The sequence below is a fragment of the Streptomyces sp. NPDC042364 genome (genome assembly GCF_056437585.1).
In genome coordinates, this window is record NZ_JBWKAJ010000024.1 from 39,482 (window position 1) to 55,363 (window position 15,882).

Below are 15,882 nucleotides of genomic sequence, written 5' to 3' on the forward strand. Positions count from 1 at the left end.
GAAACATGTGAAAGTGCCGGCCGGCGCGGAGGGACCGGATCACCCGGTGGGTGAGGAAACCGCCGGCGAGGGCGCGGCGGTGCCGAGACGTGTGCTGCGCACGAGCAGGACGACCAGCACCGCGGCGATCGCGAAAGCGCCGGAGGCGATCGCGACGTAACCGAACACGCCTGTGGCCGAGTTCGCCGTTTCGCCGTCGACGACGACGGCGGTCGACCTGAGCACGGCCGACCCGACGAAGTCCAGCACCACGGATCCGATCGAGACCATGACCATGACCAGGCTGGACACGATGCCCTGCCGCTCGTCGGACGCCAGGCTCCCCGCCAGGTTGAAGCCGGACGTCCCGAGCGCCCCCACCGTGACGCCCAGCAGGAATCCGCAGCACAGTGCGACGAGCAGCCGGGACACCCCGAGGAACATCCCCGTGGTCACCACCGTTCCGAGCATGACCGCCCCGGCCAGCGTCAGGGCCGGTCCGATGCGCGCGGCGAGCCACCCGGCGCCCGGGCCGCCCAGCGTGACGCCGACTCCCGGTGCCGCGAGCAGCAGCGCCACGGATCCCTGGCCGGCGAGTCCGTACCCGAGTCCCTGGTCCGCCGGGACGTCACCGATGAGCGGGATGAGCTGCAGCATGCTCTGGTACGAACCGGCCGCGAGGAAGACGACGAGGAGCGTGAGCACCAGGGGCGCGCCGAGGCCCCTGATGTCGATCAGGGGGTCGGGCTTTCGGCTGGAGACCAGGAACCACCTGGCGAGTGCGGCGGCGCCGACGCCGAGGAGAGCCAGCGGGCCGGCGGCGAGCCAGTCGAGTTCCGAGCCCAGGCTGACGTAGCCGAGCACCCCGGCGAGACCTCCGCCGAGGAGGAGGGCACCGCCGGCGTCGATCCTGCCGGGTGTCCTGGTCGGGGACTCGGGAAGGACGACGCGCACACAGATCGCCATCACCGCCGCGCCGAGGGCCGACAGGACGAACAGGATCTGGAAGCCGAACTCCGTGGCCAGTTCCTCGATGAGGAACCGGGACGCGATGTTGAGTACGGCGGAGCCGGAGGTCACGATGCCGACGACGACCATCGCGATCCGAGGCGCGCAGATCCCCCGAACGATGGCGACGGAGAGGAAAACGGTGGCCAGGGCCGCTCCCTGCAGCATGCGTCCCGGCACGAACACCCAGACGGTGGGGGCCACCGCGCACAGGACGGCGCCCGCGCAGCTCAGGCATAACGTCAGCACGAGCACCCGGCGCCTGCCGTGGATGTCGGCGCTCTTTCCGAGCAGCGGCGCCCACAGCACTCCCGCCAGCATCGCGGTGGCGTTGAGCCAGGCCGCCTGGCCGGTCTCGAAGTGGTCGAGCATCTCCGGCAGGACGAGCAGGGGCGCGGTGATGGCCGAGTCGACCACGAAGTTCACCAGGGCCAGGACAGCCACCACGCCGATGAGCCGCCCGTTCCATCCCGTGTGCAGTCCGGTGTCAGCGCTTCCGGTGCTCACACGCACCCCCTTTAAGATACGCAATGGTTTCTTACTTGGAAGAGTAGAGTACCCCGATAAGAAACGTCAAAGTTTCTAAGGGGAGTTGTGGGAAGACGGCGCGGTGAAGCACTCGAGGCGGCGATCCTCGAAGCGGCCTGGGACGAGTTGAGTGAGCGGGGGTACACCCACCTGACCGTCGACTCCGTCGCCCGGCGGGCCGGCACCAGCAAACCGGTGCTCTACCGGCGCTGGGCGGACAAGCAGAAGCTGGTCGAGGCCGCAGTCGTACGCCGCCACGCCCTCCAACAGGTCACCCCGGCCGACACCGGGTCCCTGCGCGGCGACCTGATCGCCACCCTCACCGAGATGAGCGAGAAACAGGGGCCGTTCCTCGTCCAGCTCAGCCTGCTGCTCACCGGCTACTTCACCGAGACGGACACCAGCTTCGCCGAGCTGCGCGAGATGTTCGTCGCCGGGCGGCGCTCCGGACGCGACGAGATCATGGAACGTGCCGTCGAGCGCGGCGAGATCGATCCGGCCAGGCTCACGTCACGGATCGCGTCCCTCCCCTTCGACCTGCTGCGAGGCGAGACGATGATGACGCTACGGCCGGTCCCTCCCGACGCGATCGAGGAGATCGTCGACACGATCTTCCTGCCGCTGGTCCGCTAGAGGCACCGTCCGCCGCGCTCTGACACCGGCCGTACTGCGCGGCGACGCCGGCCGTACTGCGCGGCGCACTGCTCGCCCGGCGGCCGGCCGCCGGCCTGTTGCGCGCCACCCGGAAGGGCCGGGTGCCGGTGGGCGGCGGCGGTCACCCTGCCCTCACCGTCGGCGGCGAGGACGCGAGCCGGCATCGCAGGGCGTCGTTGTCGTCATGGCGGACGACCTCCTCCCGGACGTCTTCGGGCCCGTCGGCGAGGACCCGGTCCATGCGCTCGCGGATGTACCTCCTGAGGTGGATTTCTCCAAGCTGCGGGCCGACCGCGAGCAACCCGCCTTGGAACAATAATCTCTGGAACTTGCTTCCATGGAATGTAAATGGTTGGCTGGGCACCAGCGAGCCCGGGGGGCTCTCGGCTACTCACCGCCGCCGGAGCGCACGCACGGGCGCCTGCTGTCGCGGGCGAGGCGCCACCACCGCACACCCACCACCCGACACCGATCCGCCCCATGGAGCCGGTCTCCGACTCCGCGGGCTTCACCTTCGCCCGGCTGCGGGACACCGCCGGCCACCACTTCGGCACCCTCTCCGCGTCCGCCTCGTAGCCGACACACGGGGCGACCGGCCGCCTCGACTTCGTCCGACCACCCCCGACCACCGAACCCAAGGAGACCACGATGACCCGTGCCAATCTCGACCTGGCCCGCACCTACTTCCACGCCGTGCAGACCGGCGGCATGGCCACCCTCGGCGCCCTCCTCGACGAGGAGATCGTCTGGCACCAGCCCGGGGCCAACCGGTTCTCCGGCGACCACAAGGGACAGAGCGCCGTCTTCCAGATGCTCGGCAGCATGATGGAGGCCAGCCAGGGCACCTTCGCCATCGACGCGGTCCACTCCCTGATGGACAACGGCGATCAGGTCGCCGCCCACATCCACTTCACCGGCCGCCGCGGTGATGCGTCCATGGCCATGGACGGCGTGGACCTCCTGCGCATCCAGAACGGCAAGATCACCGAAATGTGGCTCTTCTCCGGCGACCAGGGTGCCGAAGACGCCTTCTGGGGCCGCTGACACTCGCGTGTGCCCCGCGACGCCCCGGCAGCGGGGCACACGAGCAGCTCCCACCGGGGAGAGGCACAGCACGCGGAGGACGACCGACGAGCAGTGGCGGGCGTTCATCACCCACGGCACCCGGTCCGGCAAGCTGTCGACCGTCCGGGCCGACGGCGGCCCTCACGTCACCCCGGTCTGGCTGCTCCTCGACGGCGACGACATCGCGCCCACCACCGAGAAGGACGGCGTCAAGGGCCGCGACCTCACCCGCGACGGACGCCTCGCCCTCTGCGTCGACGACGACCGGCCCCCGTACGCCTTCGTCGTCCTGCACGGACATGCCGAGGTCTCCGAGGATCCCGACGAGAACGAAGTCCTGCCGTCGGCAGCGTGGTTCACGGAGCCGCCGACCGGCCGGGCTGCTTCGGCGCCCGCACCGCGGACACCGGAGCCCGCCCCGCGGCCCTCCGCTCCGCGTCCAGAGCGCGTCCGGCCGCCCGCAGCGTACCGAGAACCGAGGTCACCTCCCGCACGGACCGCTCGGGGATCACCGAACCGATCCGGAGTTCCAACTCCTCCTCGAACACCTTCACCGCCCCGTCCACCAACTTCCTCCCCTCGGAGGTCAGTTCGACGATCGACGAGCGCCGGTCGTTCGGATTCGCGCGGCGCTCGCACCAGCCCGCCGCCTCCAGGCGGTCGACCACCTTGCTCGTGCCGCCCACCGTGATGGAGAACTCCTCCGCGATGTCCTGGATCCTCTGCCCGGGCCGGCTCCACAGCAGGTGAAGCACTTCGAAGGACGTGAGCGGCAGGTCGCACTCGGCCCGCAGGCGCCCCTCGATGCCGTTCCACAGCTCGATCTCCAGTGAGACCAGTTCCCGGTACAGCCGCTTCAGGTCAGCCATCACTCATCATCCGTAGAACTATCTTCCATGGACATCAACCATAGGCCGGCAGCCGCAGTGCCGTTCATGCCCCTCGCTGCACCGCTCTGCTGCGATGTCAAACAATGGTGGCCGTGACGCGTGAGAATCGGTTCATGCTGAGCATCGGATCCGTGGTGATGGGCGCCTCCGACGTGCGACGGGCCGCCGTGTTCTGGACGCAGGCGCTCGGATATGTGCCGCGCGAGGAGCCGGAGGACGACTGGGTGGTGCTCGTGCACCCCGACGGCGGCCGGCCGCAGTTGTCGCTCGGGCGGAGCGAGACCCCGGCTCAGGAGCGGCCCCGCGTACACCTGGACCTGTACGCCGGGAACGCGGCGGACCAGGCGGCGGAGGTCGAACGGCTGGTCGACCTCGGCGCGCGCCGCGTCGACTGGGAGCTCTACGAGAACGACTCCGACTTCATCGTCCTGGAGGACACCGAGGGCAACCGCTTCTGCGTGATCGACACCGGCCGGGGCTGACCTGGGGCAGGGGGTGGCCTGAAGCGGGGGTCGGCCCGAAGCCGGGGGCGGCTGGAGGCGGGCGCCGCGGGCGACAGCCCAGGGCGGGGCCGGCCCCGGACGGGTGCCGGCGCCACCTCACACCGGCAGCAGCCGCGTCACCAGTTCTCCGAGTCGCCGCGCGTTGCGGCACGCGTGCATGGCGACGACCTCGGCGTAGACATGCGCAGCGGAGTCGCCCGTGGACCACTGCTCGGGTGACTCGGGGTTGAGCCAGTGGACGCGGCGGGCGCGGCCGGCGATACGGCGCAGGGCGGCCGCGTTGGGGTCGAAGCCGTTGGTGCGGGCGTCGCCGAGGACGATCACCGAGGTGCGCGGGCCCACGGCGTCGAGGTGGTGCTCGGCGAACTCCCCGAGCGCGGTCCCGTAGTCGCTGCTGCCGTGCCAGCCGCTGATCGCGGCCTCCTCGGCGATCCTGCGGCCGAGTTCCGCCGGGTCGGCCTCGCCGGTGGTGACGAGGTGGGTGACCTCGTCGACCTTGTTGACGAAGGCGTACACCCTCACCTTGCTGAACTGGTCCCGCATCGCCTGCACCAGCAGCATCGTGAAGTTGGCGAACCCCGCGACCGACCCCGACACATCGCACAACAGCACGATCTCCGGGCGGGCGGGCCGGTGCCTGCGGTACGCCGGGCGCAGGGGCACTCCCCCGGTGGACAGCGAGCGGCGCAGCGTGCGCCGGATGTCGATCCGGCCCCGCGCTGCCCTGCGCCGCCGGGCGGCCAGCCGGGTCGCCAGCTTGCGGGCCAACGGCTGCACGGTGCGCCTCAGTTCGACGAGCTGCTCCCGGTTGGCGACGAGGAAGTCGACCTGGTCGGCGCTGTGGGCGATGCCCCGCTGGGCGATCAGCGCCGCGCCCCGCCGCTCGGCGACCCGGCGCCGCGCCTCGGTGCGCACCCGCTCACGGAAGTCCTCGATGCGGCGCCGGATCTCATCGGCGTCGAGCCGGTCGGTGAACCCGCCGGAACCGGAGCCGCCCGCACCCGATCCCGCCCCCGACCCTGATCGCGCACCCCATCCCGCACCCCGTCCGGACCCCGCACCGCCCACCCCGGCACCGGTCCCCGGCCCGAAACCGGAACCCGCGCCGCCCCCACCGCCCCCGCCCGCCCGCTGGGCCGCGAGGATCCCCGCGAGCAGCGTCTGCGGCCGCAGGCGGTCCAGCGTCTGGTGGGCCGACCAGCCGTCCGACTCGGGCGACGCGCCGTACCGGCCGAGCAGTTCGACCGCCTCGCCGGCGAGCCGGTTGAGCGCGGCGACGTCACCGGCGGCGAGCGCGGCGGCGATCCGTTCGCGCAACTCGTCGCGGTCCGCGGCCGGTGGCTCCCACGCCCCCGTCAACTCGCCCACGCCGAGCGGGAAGTACAGCTCGAAGGCCGCGTCGAACACGGCGCGCTGGCGGTCGGCGCGCAGCAGCGCCGCCGCCAGGCCCTCCCTGATCCGCTCCCGGTCGGCGAGACCCAGCACCTCCAGGACGGCCGCCGCGTCCACGGTCTCGCCGGGGCCGATCCGGATGCCGTGGCCGCGCAACGCCCGGACGAAGCCCGTGAGCCGCTCGGAGAGCGGCGCACCGGAGGGGGCGGCACCGGAGCCGGCCGCACTGGCGGCAGTCGCACTGGAGGAAGCCGCGTCGGCGGAGGCCGCACCGGAAGGTGTCGCACCGGAAGGAGTCGCGTCGGCGGAGGCCGCATCCGAGGACGCCGCGGCGCCGTCCACCGCGGTCATACCAGGGTCAGCTTCCGGGTGGCCTTCTCGATGTCGTCCCGGTGCTTGAGGATCACGCCGAGGCTGTCCCGGACGACCGTCTCGTCCAGGGTGCCGGCGCCGAGCGCCAGCAGGGTCCGGGCCCAGTCGATCGTCTCGGCCACCGAGGGCGCCTTGCGCAGGTCCATCTCCCGCAGCGCCCCGACGACACGGACCAGGGAGTCGGCGAGCACGGCGTCCAGGCCGGGCACCTTGAGCCGGACGATCCGCTGCTCCAGCTCGGCGTCGGGGAAGCCGAGGTGGAGGAAGAGGCAGCGGCGGCGGAGGGCCTCGGACAGTTCGCGGGTGGCGTTCGAGGTGAGGAGCGTGAAGGGGCGCCGGGTGGCGGCGATGGTGCCCAGTTCGGGGACCGTGACCTGGAAGTCGCTGAGCACTTCGAGGAGCAGGCCCTCGACCTCCACGTCGGCCTTGTCGGTCTCGTCGATGAGGAGCACGGTCGGCTCGTCGCCCCGGATGGCGGTCAGCAGGGGCCGGGTGAGCAGGAACTCTTCGCTGAAGATGTCGTTGCGGGTGTCGTCCCAGGCCTCGTCGCGTCCGGCGCTGATGCGCAGGAGCTGCTTGGCGTGGTTCCACTCGTAGAGGGCGCGGGACTCGTCGATGCCCTCGTAGCACTGGAGCCGGACCAGACGCGCGGCGCCGACCCGTGCGACGGCCTTGGCCAGCTCGGTCTTGCCGACGCCCGCGGGGCCCTCCACGAGCAGCGGCTTGCCCAGCCGGTCGGCCAGGAAGACCGTGGTGGCGACGGCCGTGGAGGCCAGGTAGCCGGCTTCGGCGAGCCGCGCGAGGACGTCGTCCACGGAGGAGAAGAACCCGGTGCCCGCGATCTCGGGCCGGGTCCCGTTCGTGTCGGCCATCTGCCACTCCCCCTCGCACCGTACGCGGTGCCGCCGACCGACACCGCCCTCAAGCTACCAAGCGGTCGCTTTGCCTGCACAGAGGTACGGGCCCCGCGCCGACGGGGGACGCCCGGCCCGACCCCGAGGGGGCACCGGGTCACGCGTCACCGCGCCCGCACGAACCCGGCCGCGCCCCGGCGATCGGCGGGGCGCAGGCGTCGCCGGCTCACGCTCCACACGCCACTCCCGCACGGCGCCGGGCCCACCCCGGCGGATCGCCGGGCCGGCGTCACGCCGCCCGCACCAACCGCCTCACCAGGTCCTCCCACCCCTCCTCCAGCCGCTCCAGCGGCATCCCCCGCCGTGTGAGCAGATGGTTGACCAGGTGGATGTCCAGGTAGCCGAGCATGGTGTGCGCCATCAGCTCCACGTCCCCATCGACCTCGGCACGGCGCAGCAGCATGCACAGGTGGCCGAGCCGCAGCTGGTTGGCGGGGCCGCTGAACCGCCGGGAGGCGTCCGCGCCGGCGGCCAGGTAGAGATCGCGGTGAGCGTTCTCGTGCCGCAGGACGGCCGCGCCGAACGCCCGGAGCCGCTCGACGGGCGGTGCGTCCGGGCCGAGGGGCGGCGGCCCGGACAGGAAGGCGGCCTGCAGCTCCCGCTCATGGTGGTCGAGGAGGGCGACCAGAAGGCCGGTCCGGTCGCCGAAGCGACGGAAGACGGTTCCCTTGCCCACCTGCGCGGCGGTCGCCACGGCCTCCATGGTCAGATTGCCCGCTCCGCACTCCTGGGCCAGCCGGGCGGCGACCTCCAGCAGCAGGGCGCGGTTGCGCGCGGCGTCCGCCCGCAGTCGCGGCTGGTCGGCGGCGGGCGGAACGACGTCGATCAGCCCGTCGAGAGGGTCGCTTTCCGAGGGCCTGACCAAGGGTGGCAGCGGCTCGTTCATGAAAAGAGCGTAACGCTCACCACAGAAAAGTGGACCGCGGTCCGGATAGCTGCTAGAAATTTCAACGGACCCCGGTCCGTTTAACCCCGGATCCCCGTCCTTCAGCTTCCACCCCTCCTAGGAGTCAGCTCATGTCCGTACGCATCCTCGCGCTCGTCGGCAGCCTTCGCGCCGGTTCGCACAACCGTCAGCTCGCCGAGGCGGCCGTGAAGCACGCCCCTGAAGGTGTCGAGATCGAGCTGTACGAGGGCCTGGCCGACGTTCCGTTCTACAACGAGGACATCGACAACGAGGAGGCCCTCCCGGCCACCGCCGCGCGCCTGCGTGAGGCCGCCGGCCGGGCCGACGGCTTCCTCCTCTTCTCCCCCGAGTACAACGGCACGATCCCGGCCGTCCTGAAGAACGCCATCGACTGGCTGTCCCGCCCGTACGGTGCCGGTTCGTTCACGGGCAAGCCGGTCGCCGTGGTCGGCACCGCGTTCGGCCAGTTCGGCGGCGTGTGGGCGCAGGACGAGACCCGCAAGGCCGTCGGCATCGCCGGTGCCACGGTCCTGGAGGAGGCCAAGCTCTCCATCCCCGGCTCCGTCGTCCGCTTCGCAGAGACCCACCCGGCCGACGACGCCGAGGTCGTCACCGGCCTCACCGCCGTCATCGAGCAGCTGACCGAGCGGGCGGGCGCCGCGGCCGCCTGATCCGCGCACTGCCGTACGCCGCCGGGTTCCGGGCCGCGAGGTCCTGGGCCCGGCGTCGCCGTTTCCCTGCCCCACCGCGCGGGTCAGGCGATCCCCAGCCCCTCCAGCACCACCGCGTTCGGCAGTTCCGCGAACGCCTTGCCCGGCACCAGCAGCTTGCCGCGCCGCCGGCCGCTGCCGACCAGGACGTACGGCAGGTCGACCACAGCGGAGTCCACGAGGACGGGCCAGCGCTCGGGCAACCCGACGGGGGTGATGCCGCCGTACTCCATCCCCGTCTCCCCGGTGGCGGTGTCCATCGGCGCGAAGGAGGCCTTGCGGGCGCCCAGTTGCCGCCGGACCACGCCGTTGACGTCGACGCGGGTCGTGGACAGCACCACGCACGCCGCCAGGCTCGACTCGCCGCCCCGCCTGCCGGCGACGACCACGCAGTTCGCGGACCGCTCCAGCAGATCCCGCCCGTAGTGCTCGACGAACACCGCGGTGTCGGCCCACCGCGGGTCCGTCTCCACGTACAGGATCTGCTCGGCGGGCACGGCACCGCTCCAGTGGCGTACGGCGTCGGCGACCGGCCCGACGAGCTCGTCGAGGCATGCGGGGGCGGGGGTGGCGTGGTCGAAGTCTCCGATGGGTGCGCGCATGACCGGCACGCTAACAAAGCGCCGGCGCGGGGAAGCCGGCGTCTCAGCGGACGGGCGGCACGGAGACCGTCAGCACCATCTCCGCCGGGACGTCGCCCTCGTTGGCGTACCGGTGCGTGGCGTTGGCCTCGAAGGTGACGCTTGCGCCGGCCGGGACGCGGTACTCCGCGCCCTCGACGGTGAGCGTGAGTTCGCCGGCGGTGACATGTGCGATCTCGACGGTGCCGGCGGGGTGCGGGTCCGAGCCGCTGCCCTCGCCCGGCATCAGTCTCCAGTCCCACATCTCCAGCGGGCCGGGCGCTTCCGTACCGGCGAGGAGCCTGCTGTAGCTGCCCGCGTCGGTGTGCCACAGCCGGACCACCTGATCGGCGGGGACGACCCGGACCTTGGGGCCCTGCTCGTAGTCGAGCAGGGTGGTGATGCTGACGCCGAGGGCGTCACCGATCTTGACGACGGTGCCGAGGCTGGGGTTGGTGCGGGCCTGCTCGATCTGGATGAGCATGCCGCGGCTGACTCCCGCACGGGCGGCGAGGGCGTCCAGGGTGAAGCCGCGTTCCGTCCGCCAGCGTTTGACGTTCCGCGCCAGGGACTGGGTCAGCAGGTCGAGATCCGACACATTCCGTCCAATATTTTAAATGGCAGAGTTCAATTGAATGAACTACGGTGGAGTGCACCCTTCGTTCACCGAACTGTACTGCGAGGCCGCCCGATGACCGCACTCTTCGCCCTGGCCACCAGCCTGTTGTGGGGCCTGGCCGACTTCGGCGGCGGGCTGCTGAGCCGACGTGTCCCGGCGCTCACGGTGGTCGTCGTCTCCCAGACGATCGCCGCCGCGGTGCTCGGCGCGATCGTGTTCGCGACCGGCGCCTGGAGCGAGGCCGGGCCCCGGCTGTGGTTCGCCGTGGCCGCGGGTGCGGTGGGCCCGGTCGCGATGCTCGCCTTCTACAAGGCGCTCGCCCTCGGCCCCATGGGCGTCGTCTCCCCGCTCGGCTCGCTGAGCGTGGCCGTCCCGGTGGGCGTCGGGCTCTTCCTCGGCGAACGCCCCGCACTCCCGCAGATCGCCGGCATCCTGGTGGCCGTCGTCGGGGTCGTCCTGGCGGGCGGCCCGCAGTTCCGCGGTGCACCCGTCCAGCGGCAGGCCATCCTCCTCACCCTCGTCGCCGCCTTCGGTTTCGGCGCGGTGATGGCCCTGATCGCGGAGGCGTCGACGACGCTCACCGGTCTGTTCCTGGCCCTGTTCGTCCAGCGGGTCACGAACGCCGTCGTGGGCGGCGCCGCCCTCTGCGTCTCGGTGAGGCGCGGCACGCCGGCCCTCCCACCGGAGGGCTTCCCCTACGGCTCGCTCCCGGCCTTCGCCTTCGTCGGCCTCGCGGACGTGGCCGCCAACGGCACCTACTCCGTGGCCGCCCAGCACGGCCCGGTCACCATCGCCGCCGTCCTCGCCTCGCTCTACCCGGTGGTCACCGCCCTGGCCGCCCGCACCCTGCTCGGCGAACGCCTCCGCGTGATCCAGGCGGCCGGCGCGGGCCTGGCCCTGGCAGGCACCCTCCTGCTGGCAACGGGCTGAGCGGCCACCACATCCACCCCAGGGGAACGCCACCGCCGCTCCAGGGGGCGCGGGGCCGCGCGACCGGCCACAGCGACCCCGCGGCCGCCCGGCCACACCGGGAACCCTGGCTCTCAGGCGGACTCCCCGGCCCCCTCCGCCTCCCACTCGGCGAGCGCCAGCAGCTGCTCCGGCGTGACCCCGTCAGGAATCGGCACGGGCGCGGGCGTCCGGATCGGCGGCTGCCACCCCTCCACCGGGTCCCACCGCCGTACGACCTTCGCGGGCGCCCCGGCCACCACCGAGCGGTCGGGCACCTCACCCCGGACGACCGCCCCGGCCGCCACCACCACGTTCCGCCCTATCCGCGCCCCCGGCAGGATCACCGCCCCGGTGCCGATCCAGCAGCCGGGCCCGATCGACACCGGGTCCATCCGGGGCCACTGCCTGCCGATCGGCTCGTGGGGGTCGTCGTAGGAGTGGTTCGTGGAGGTCACGTACACATACGGCCCGAAGTAGCAGTCGCTGCCGATGGTCACACTGGTGTCGGCGATGACATGGCTGCCCCGGCCGAGGACGACACCGTCGCCGATGCGCAGGATCGGCTCCGCGCCGAGGTCGAGGTCGGGCATCAGCCCGGCGGTCAGCGTGACCTGCTCGCCGATGATGCAGTGGGAGCCGAGATGGATCCACGGCTCACCGAAGACCGTGCCGAGCGGGAAGGCCAGTCTGGTACCGGTTCCCATCGCGCCGAACCGGAAGCGGCCGGGACGCTCGGCCGTCACCGCCCCGGTGCGCTGCACCCACTGCCAGCCCGCGTGGACGGCGCGCTGCACCGCGCGACGCCGCCATGACGAGAACGTGTTCTTACTCCTGGGCACCCGCTCACCGTACTCACCGGTCGGCACCCGGACCGCGCCGTTCGACTGTGATCTTCACCCCACGCGACGCCGTGTCCATGGCATACGGTGCGGAGGGAGACTGATCCATCACCAGGAGGCGGCAATGAATCGGCAGCGGGCCCTGATCACGACGTTCGACGGCAGGAAGCCGGACGTGGAGGATGCCGCGTTCGTCTCCCCCTCCTCGGCGGTGATCGGCGACGTGACGCTGCGCGCCGGGTCCAGCGTCTGGTACGGCGCGGTGCTGCGGGCCGAGTTCGAGCCGATCGTGGTGGGAGCGGGCAGCAATGTGCAGGACAACTGCACGCTCCATGTCGACCCCGGCTTCCCGGTCTCCATCGGCGAGCGCGTCTCGATCGGGCACAACGCCGTCGTGCACGGGGCGACCATCGAGGACGACTGCCTGATCGGGATGGGCGCCACGGTGCTGAACGGCGCGGTGATCGGAGCGGGTTCCCTCGTCGCGGCGCAGGCGCTGGTGCCGCAGGGGATGCGGGTGCCGCCCGGTTCACTGGTCGCGGGCGTCCCGGCGAAGGTCAAGCGCCCCCTCACCGACGAGGAGCGCGAGGGGGTCACGCTGAACGGGACGCATTACACCGAGCTGGCGAAGGCCCACCGGGCGGCGCAGGAGGAGTACGGCGCGTGAGCCGCCCACGGCCCCGCGCGGCCCGCGGACGCCCCGGGGACGGGCTCAGTCCCCGGCCGGGACCAGTTCGGGCTCGCCGGCCCCGGCCTTCTCCGCCGCCTTCTTCGCCTTGCGCTTGATCACCAGCATGGAGGTCGCGCCGATCACCACGGCCAGCACCAGGCCCAGCCACGAGAAGCGCTTGAGCCATGCCTCGGCCACCACGCCGACGTAGTAGATGACGGCGGTGGTGCCACCGGCCCAGAGGATGCCGCCGAGGACGTTGGCGGTGAGGAAGCGCCAGTACGGCATCTGCAGGACACCGGCGAGGGGACCGGCGAAGATCCGCAGCAGGGCGATGAAGCGGCCGAAGAAGACCGCCCACATGCCCCAGCGGTCGAAGGACCGCTCGGCGACCGCGATGTTGCTCTCGCTGAAGTGCCTGGGAAATCTCCGGCCGAGCTTGGCCAGCAGCGGACGTCCGCCCTTGCGGCCGATGGCGTAGCCGATCGAGTCGCCGATGATCGCGCCGGCCGTGGCGCAGGCGCCGAGGATGAACGGGTTGATCTCGCCGTGCTGGGAGGCGAGCAGCGCGGAGGAGACCAGGATGATCTCGCCCGGCAGCGGGATGCCCAGGCTCTCCAGACCGATGACCAGCCCCACCAGCAGATAGATGCTGAGCGGTGGCACCGTTTCGAGCCATTCCTGGACGTGCAAAGCCGCTTCCTCCCATGCGTCCGGTTCTCCGGCCCCCGGCGTGCGCCCACGGTGGAGCGCACGCCGGGGCAGCCTACCCGCTTACTCTGACGGCGGCGGAGCCCCGCAGGTTGTCCCACAGATCGCAGGCGTGCTCACGGTGCACGGTCGTGCTCAGCCCGTTCCCGCCCTCCGCGGCGGCCCTGAGCGTCAGCACCCGGTCCCCTCCCGGCGGGACGGCGGGCTGGCCCGCGGCCGTGGGCACCCCGTCACGGATGAAGGAGCCCCAGTAGTCGGTCATCTGCCGTGCCAGTGCCCGTTGTCCGGCGTCCAGCGGGCTCCGCAGACCGAAGTGCCGGAAGAGGTACTGCACCTCGTTGACGTGGGTCGCGCCGAAGTCGAAGCCGGTGCCCAGATCGCGCAGTGAGGCGAAGGGCGGGGAGGTGCGGTCGGCGAACTCGTACGCGTACACCGGTCCGCGCCCGGCGAGGGCCTTGTTCAGCCGCAGCGCGGGGCAGGCGAAGCCCTGGTCGCCCTGGGCGGTGCCGTACGCGATGGTCGGCGAGGGGTGGTCCGTGAGCGGGTAGCGTGCCAGGACGCCGTCGCCGAAGGCGGTCCGCATGACGGTCGGGTACTGCTCCGCGGTGAGCGGGGTGCCGGCCGCGTCGAAGCGGGCGAAAGCGAACAGCCGGCCCTCGTCCTGGTTGGCGCCGTTGAGGACGGGCACCCGGGCGGCCGCCCCGTTCTCGAACGCCTCGAAGGGCTGGACGGGCAGGAAGCCGCCGCCGGCCACCGGCCCCCAGTTCAGTCCCGCCTGGGCGGCGAGGACCTCGGCCGCGGGCTTACCGCGCAGACAGGCCACATCGGCGCAGCCGAGTCTCGTCATGAAGGTCCTGCCCTGGGCCACCGCCGACTCGTGCGTACGGGCCGAGCAGTCGCCGTACGCGCCGCTCTGCACGATCCCGGCGCGGAACAGGCCCCGGGCGGCCGGGGAGGCCAGCTGGGTGCAGACGGAGCGGCCGCCCGCGGACTCGCCCGCGATGGTGACGCGGGCCGGATCGCCGCCGAAGCGGCCGATGTTGGCCCGCACCCAGCGGAGCGCGGCCTGCTGGTCGAGCATGCCGAAGTTGCCCGAGACGCCGTCGCGCACCTCGCCGTCGAGGTCGTCGGTGGCGAGGAAGCCCATGGCGCCGAGGCGGTAGTTGACGGTCACGACGACCGTGCCGGTGCGCCGGGCGAAGGCGTCCGGTACGACGTCCTCGCCGGCGCCGGCGGTGAGGCCGCCGCCGTGCAGCCAGACCATCACCGGGCGGCGGGTGGTGCCGTGCGGCGCGTACACGTTGAGGTCCAGGCAGTCCTCGGTGTGGCTGGGCTGTTCGTAGCCGGGGTCCCAACTGGACGTCTGGACACATCTGTTGCCGAACGCGTCGGCGTCGAGCACGCCTTGCCAGGGGCGCACCGGACGGGGCTCGGTCCAGCGGAGGTCTCCGACGGGCGGCTGGGCGTAGGGGATGCCGAGGAACTGACGCCCCTCGGCGGTGGCCTCGCCGCGCACCCAGCCGGCGTCGGTGCGGACGACGGGCGTCTGTCCGGGCCCGGCGGCCTGGGCCGGGGCCGTGGTCAGGAGGGTGGCGGCGAGGGCGGCCGCTGCCACCGCCGGCCGCCATAAGCGGGAACTCCGGGACACGGTGTCTGACATGAGCCTCACTCCTTCGTGCAGGCGTCGTGGGTGGACCACGTGTGCGCGTGTCGGCGGGGAACCTAGGGCCGCGGGTGACTCGTGTCAATGCAGTGCGCGGGAAAGCCCTCGCCGGTCGGCCGGGGCGGCGGACGGCGAGGGTGACGGGTTGGTCCGGGGTCAGCCGTTGGGGCGCAGGGTCCAGACCACGGTCATCTAGATGCCATCCTTGCTGGACCTGCGAGATCTGCTGCCGAGGCTCCCAGTGCGGCCGTGAACTGCAGAGATGCGCTGAGGCGAGAGGAGGCCAACTGAGACGAGCGGAGGCATCCCGTGCACCCTGACCGCCCCCTCGCTCCCTGATTTCTCCCTGAGCGAGACGGCTCGGCGAACGGATCCACCTGCGTAAACCCCCGCAAGGGAAGGCTACTCCGCCCCCCGCGCGGCCGGCCCCGGCTGATACTCGTCCCCGGATCGGCCGGCCTGCTCACGCCTTATGTCCTCCATCGCGATGACACACTCCTCGCACCCGCGCACCTCACGCTCACTGTCGCCGCGGGGATGGATGGACCCGACCACAGCCGTCCGCACTTGCCCCTTGCAGGGGTGTCTGAAGCAGACGCCGAGCCGCCACTCGTACAGGCTGAGGATCTGCTGGCGGTCCATCTGGTCTCCCGTTGAGTTGGGGGTGGTAGTGGGCCGTGGGGGGTGTGGCTCTGATGCCCGCGCTTCCTGCGAGGACGCACTGAATGGGCTGCGATTCACACGATCAGGTGAACGCTTGTTCGATTTTTGGACACTACACAGAGCCCTGCGGCATATGCCAGACCGTCGCAGGGCTCCGACCCGCATTGGCGACCACTTGGGTACTGACACAAGATCACAGACGCCGAAGCGTTTGGCGGGTGCCA

16 protein-coding genes and 1 pseudogene are annotated in these 15,882 nt (G+C 71.9%); 7 read left to right on the forward strand and 10 right to left on the reverse strand.

Translation table 11 applies throughout. The annotated features are described in order from the left end of the window. Positions 1-39: 39 nt before the first annotated feature. Positions 40-1,494 (reverse strand): MFS transporter, encoded by a 1,455-nt coding sequence (locus AC067N_RS32990; RefSeq protein WP_478682591.1) that lies wholly within the window; start codon positions 1,492-1,494, stop codon positions 40-42. An 87-nt stretch (positions 1,495-1,581) separates the two neighbouring features. Here AC067N_RS32990 and AC067N_RS32995 point away from each other — a divergent pair, with 87 nt between their 5' ends. The 3 genes and pseudogenes from AC067N_RS32995 to AC067N_RS33005 form a co-directional block, all read left to right on the forward strand. Continuing rightward, positions 1,582-2,148 (forward strand): TetR/AcrR family transcriptional regulator, encoded by a 567-nt coding sequence (locus AC067N_RS32995; protein ID WP_478682592.1) that lies wholly within the window; start codon positions 1,582-1,584, stop codon positions 2,146-2,148. Positions 2,149-2,817: 669 nt separating this feature from the next. Then, positions 2,818-3,213 (forward strand): nuclear transport factor 2 family protein, encoded by a 396-nt coding sequence (locus tag AC067N_RS33000; protein WP_478682593.1) that lies wholly within the window; start codon positions 2,818-2,820, stop codon positions 3,211-3,213. 73 nt (positions 3,214-3,286) lie between these two features. Beyond that, positions 3,287-3,562: pseudogene (locus tag AC067N_RS33005) on the forward strand (PPOX class F420-dependent oxidoreductase); the annotation flags it as partial. 28 nt (positions 3,563-3,590) lie between these two features. Here AC067N_RS33005 and AC067N_RS33010 read toward each other — a convergent pair. Then, positions 3,591-4,103, reverse strand: a complete 513-nt coding sequence (locus tag AC067N_RS33010; protein WP_478682594.1) for a MarR family winged helix-turn-helix transcriptional regulator — start codon at positions 4,101-4,103, stop codon at positions 3,591-3,593. 134 nt (positions 4,104-4,237) lie between these two features. Here AC067N_RS33010 and AC067N_RS33015 point away from each other — a divergent pair, with 134 nt between their 5' ends. Then, on the forward strand, positions 4,238-4,606 hold the full coding sequence (locus tag AC067N_RS33015) for a VOC family protein (RefSeq protein ID WP_478682595.1): 369 nt from the start codon (positions 4,238-4,240) through the stop codon (positions 4,604-4,606). Between the two features lie 117 nt (positions 4,607-4,723). Here AC067N_RS33015 and AC067N_RS33020 read toward each other — a convergent pair whose 3' ends face one another. The 3 genes from AC067N_RS33020 to AC067N_RS33030 form a co-directional block, all read right to left on the reverse strand. Beyond that, on the reverse strand, positions 4,724-6,370 hold the full coding sequence (locus tag AC067N_RS33020; RefSeq protein ID WP_478682596.1) for a VWA domain-containing protein: 1,647 nt from the start codon (positions 6,368-6,370) through the stop codon (positions 4,724-4,726). Continuing rightward, positions 6,367-7,263: an AAA family ATPase gene (locus tag AC067N_RS33025; protein WP_478682597.1), complete on the reverse strand. Its 897-nt coding sequence runs from the start codon at positions 7,261-7,263 to the stop codon at positions 6,367-6,369. The genes AC067N_RS33020 and AC067N_RS33025 overlap by 4 nt, the downstream gene beginning before the upstream one ends. Positions 7,264-7,534: 271 nt before the next feature. Then, positions 7,535-8,191 carry a TetR/AcrR family transcriptional regulator gene (locus tag AC067N_RS33030; protein WP_478682598.1) on the reverse strand — a complete coding sequence of 219 codons (657 nt, stop codon included), beginning with the start codon at positions 8,189-8,191 and terminating at the stop codon, positions 7,535-7,537. Positions 8,192-8,322: 131 nt separating this feature from the next. Here AC067N_RS33030 and AC067N_RS33035 point away from each other — a divergent pair, with 131 nt between their 5' ends. After that, entirely contained in the window at positions 8,323-8,883 is a 561-nt protein-coding gene (locus AC067N_RS33035) for an NAD(P)H-dependent oxidoreductase (protein ID WP_478682599.1), read from the forward strand. 83 nt (positions 8,884-8,966) lie between these two features. Here the strand turns inward: AC067N_RS33035 and AC067N_RS33040 are convergent, their stop codons facing one another. Continuing rightward, the gene (locus AC067N_RS33040; RefSeq protein ID WP_478682600.1) at positions 8,967-9,524 is read right to left on the reverse strand and encodes a YbaK/EbsC family protein; all 558 of its coding nucleotides are present in this window, start codon (positions 9,522-9,524) and stop codon (positions 8,967-8,969) included. A 43-nt stretch (positions 9,525-9,567) separates the two neighbouring features. Then, positions 9,568-10,140, reverse strand: coding sequence for a helix-turn-helix domain-containing protein (locus AC067N_RS33045; protein ID WP_478682601.1), 573 nt, complete (start codon positions 10,138-10,140; stop codon positions 9,568-9,570). 93 nt (positions 10,141-10,233) lie between these two features. On the opposite strand from AC067N_RS33045, the gene AC067N_RS33050 reads away from it, so the two are divergent. After that, a complete protein-coding gene (locus AC067N_RS33050; protein ID WP_478682602.1) occupies positions 10,234-11,091 on the forward strand; it encodes an EamA family transporter in 858 nt (285 codons plus the stop codon). A gap of 113 nt (positions 11,092-11,204) precedes the next feature. Here the strand turns inward: AC067N_RS33050 and AC067N_RS33055 are convergent, their stop codons facing one another. Continuing rightward, positions 11,205-11,951, reverse strand: coding sequence for an acyltransferase (locus AC067N_RS33055; protein WP_478682603.1), 747 nt, complete (start codon positions 11,949-11,951; stop codon positions 11,205-11,207). Positions 11,952-12,075: 124 nt separating this feature from the next. Between AC067N_RS33055 and AC067N_RS33060 the strand changes: the two genes are divergently transcribed. Next, complete coding sequence (locus tag AC067N_RS33060) at positions 12,076-12,618, forward strand: gamma carbonic anhydrase family protein (RefSeq protein WP_478682604.1); 543 nt, start codon at positions 12,076-12,078, stop codon at positions 12,616-12,618. Positions 12,619-12,663: 45 nt separating this feature from the next. Here AC067N_RS33060 and AC067N_RS33065 read toward each other — a convergent pair whose 3' ends face one another. Both AC067N_RS33065 and AC067N_RS33070 read right to left on the reverse strand, forming a co-directional pair. Further along, a complete protein-coding gene (locus AC067N_RS33065) occupies positions 12,664-13,314 on the reverse strand; it encodes a DedA family protein (RefSeq protein ID WP_478682605.1) in 651 nt (216 codons plus the stop codon). 73 nt (positions 13,315-13,387) lie between these two features. Beyond that, a complete protein-coding gene (locus AC067N_RS33070) occupies positions 13,388-14,992 on the reverse strand; it encodes a carboxylesterase/lipase family protein (RefSeq protein ID WP_478682606.1) in 1,605 nt (534 codons plus the stop codon). Between the last annotated feature and the right edge of the window lie 890 nt (positions 14,993-15,882).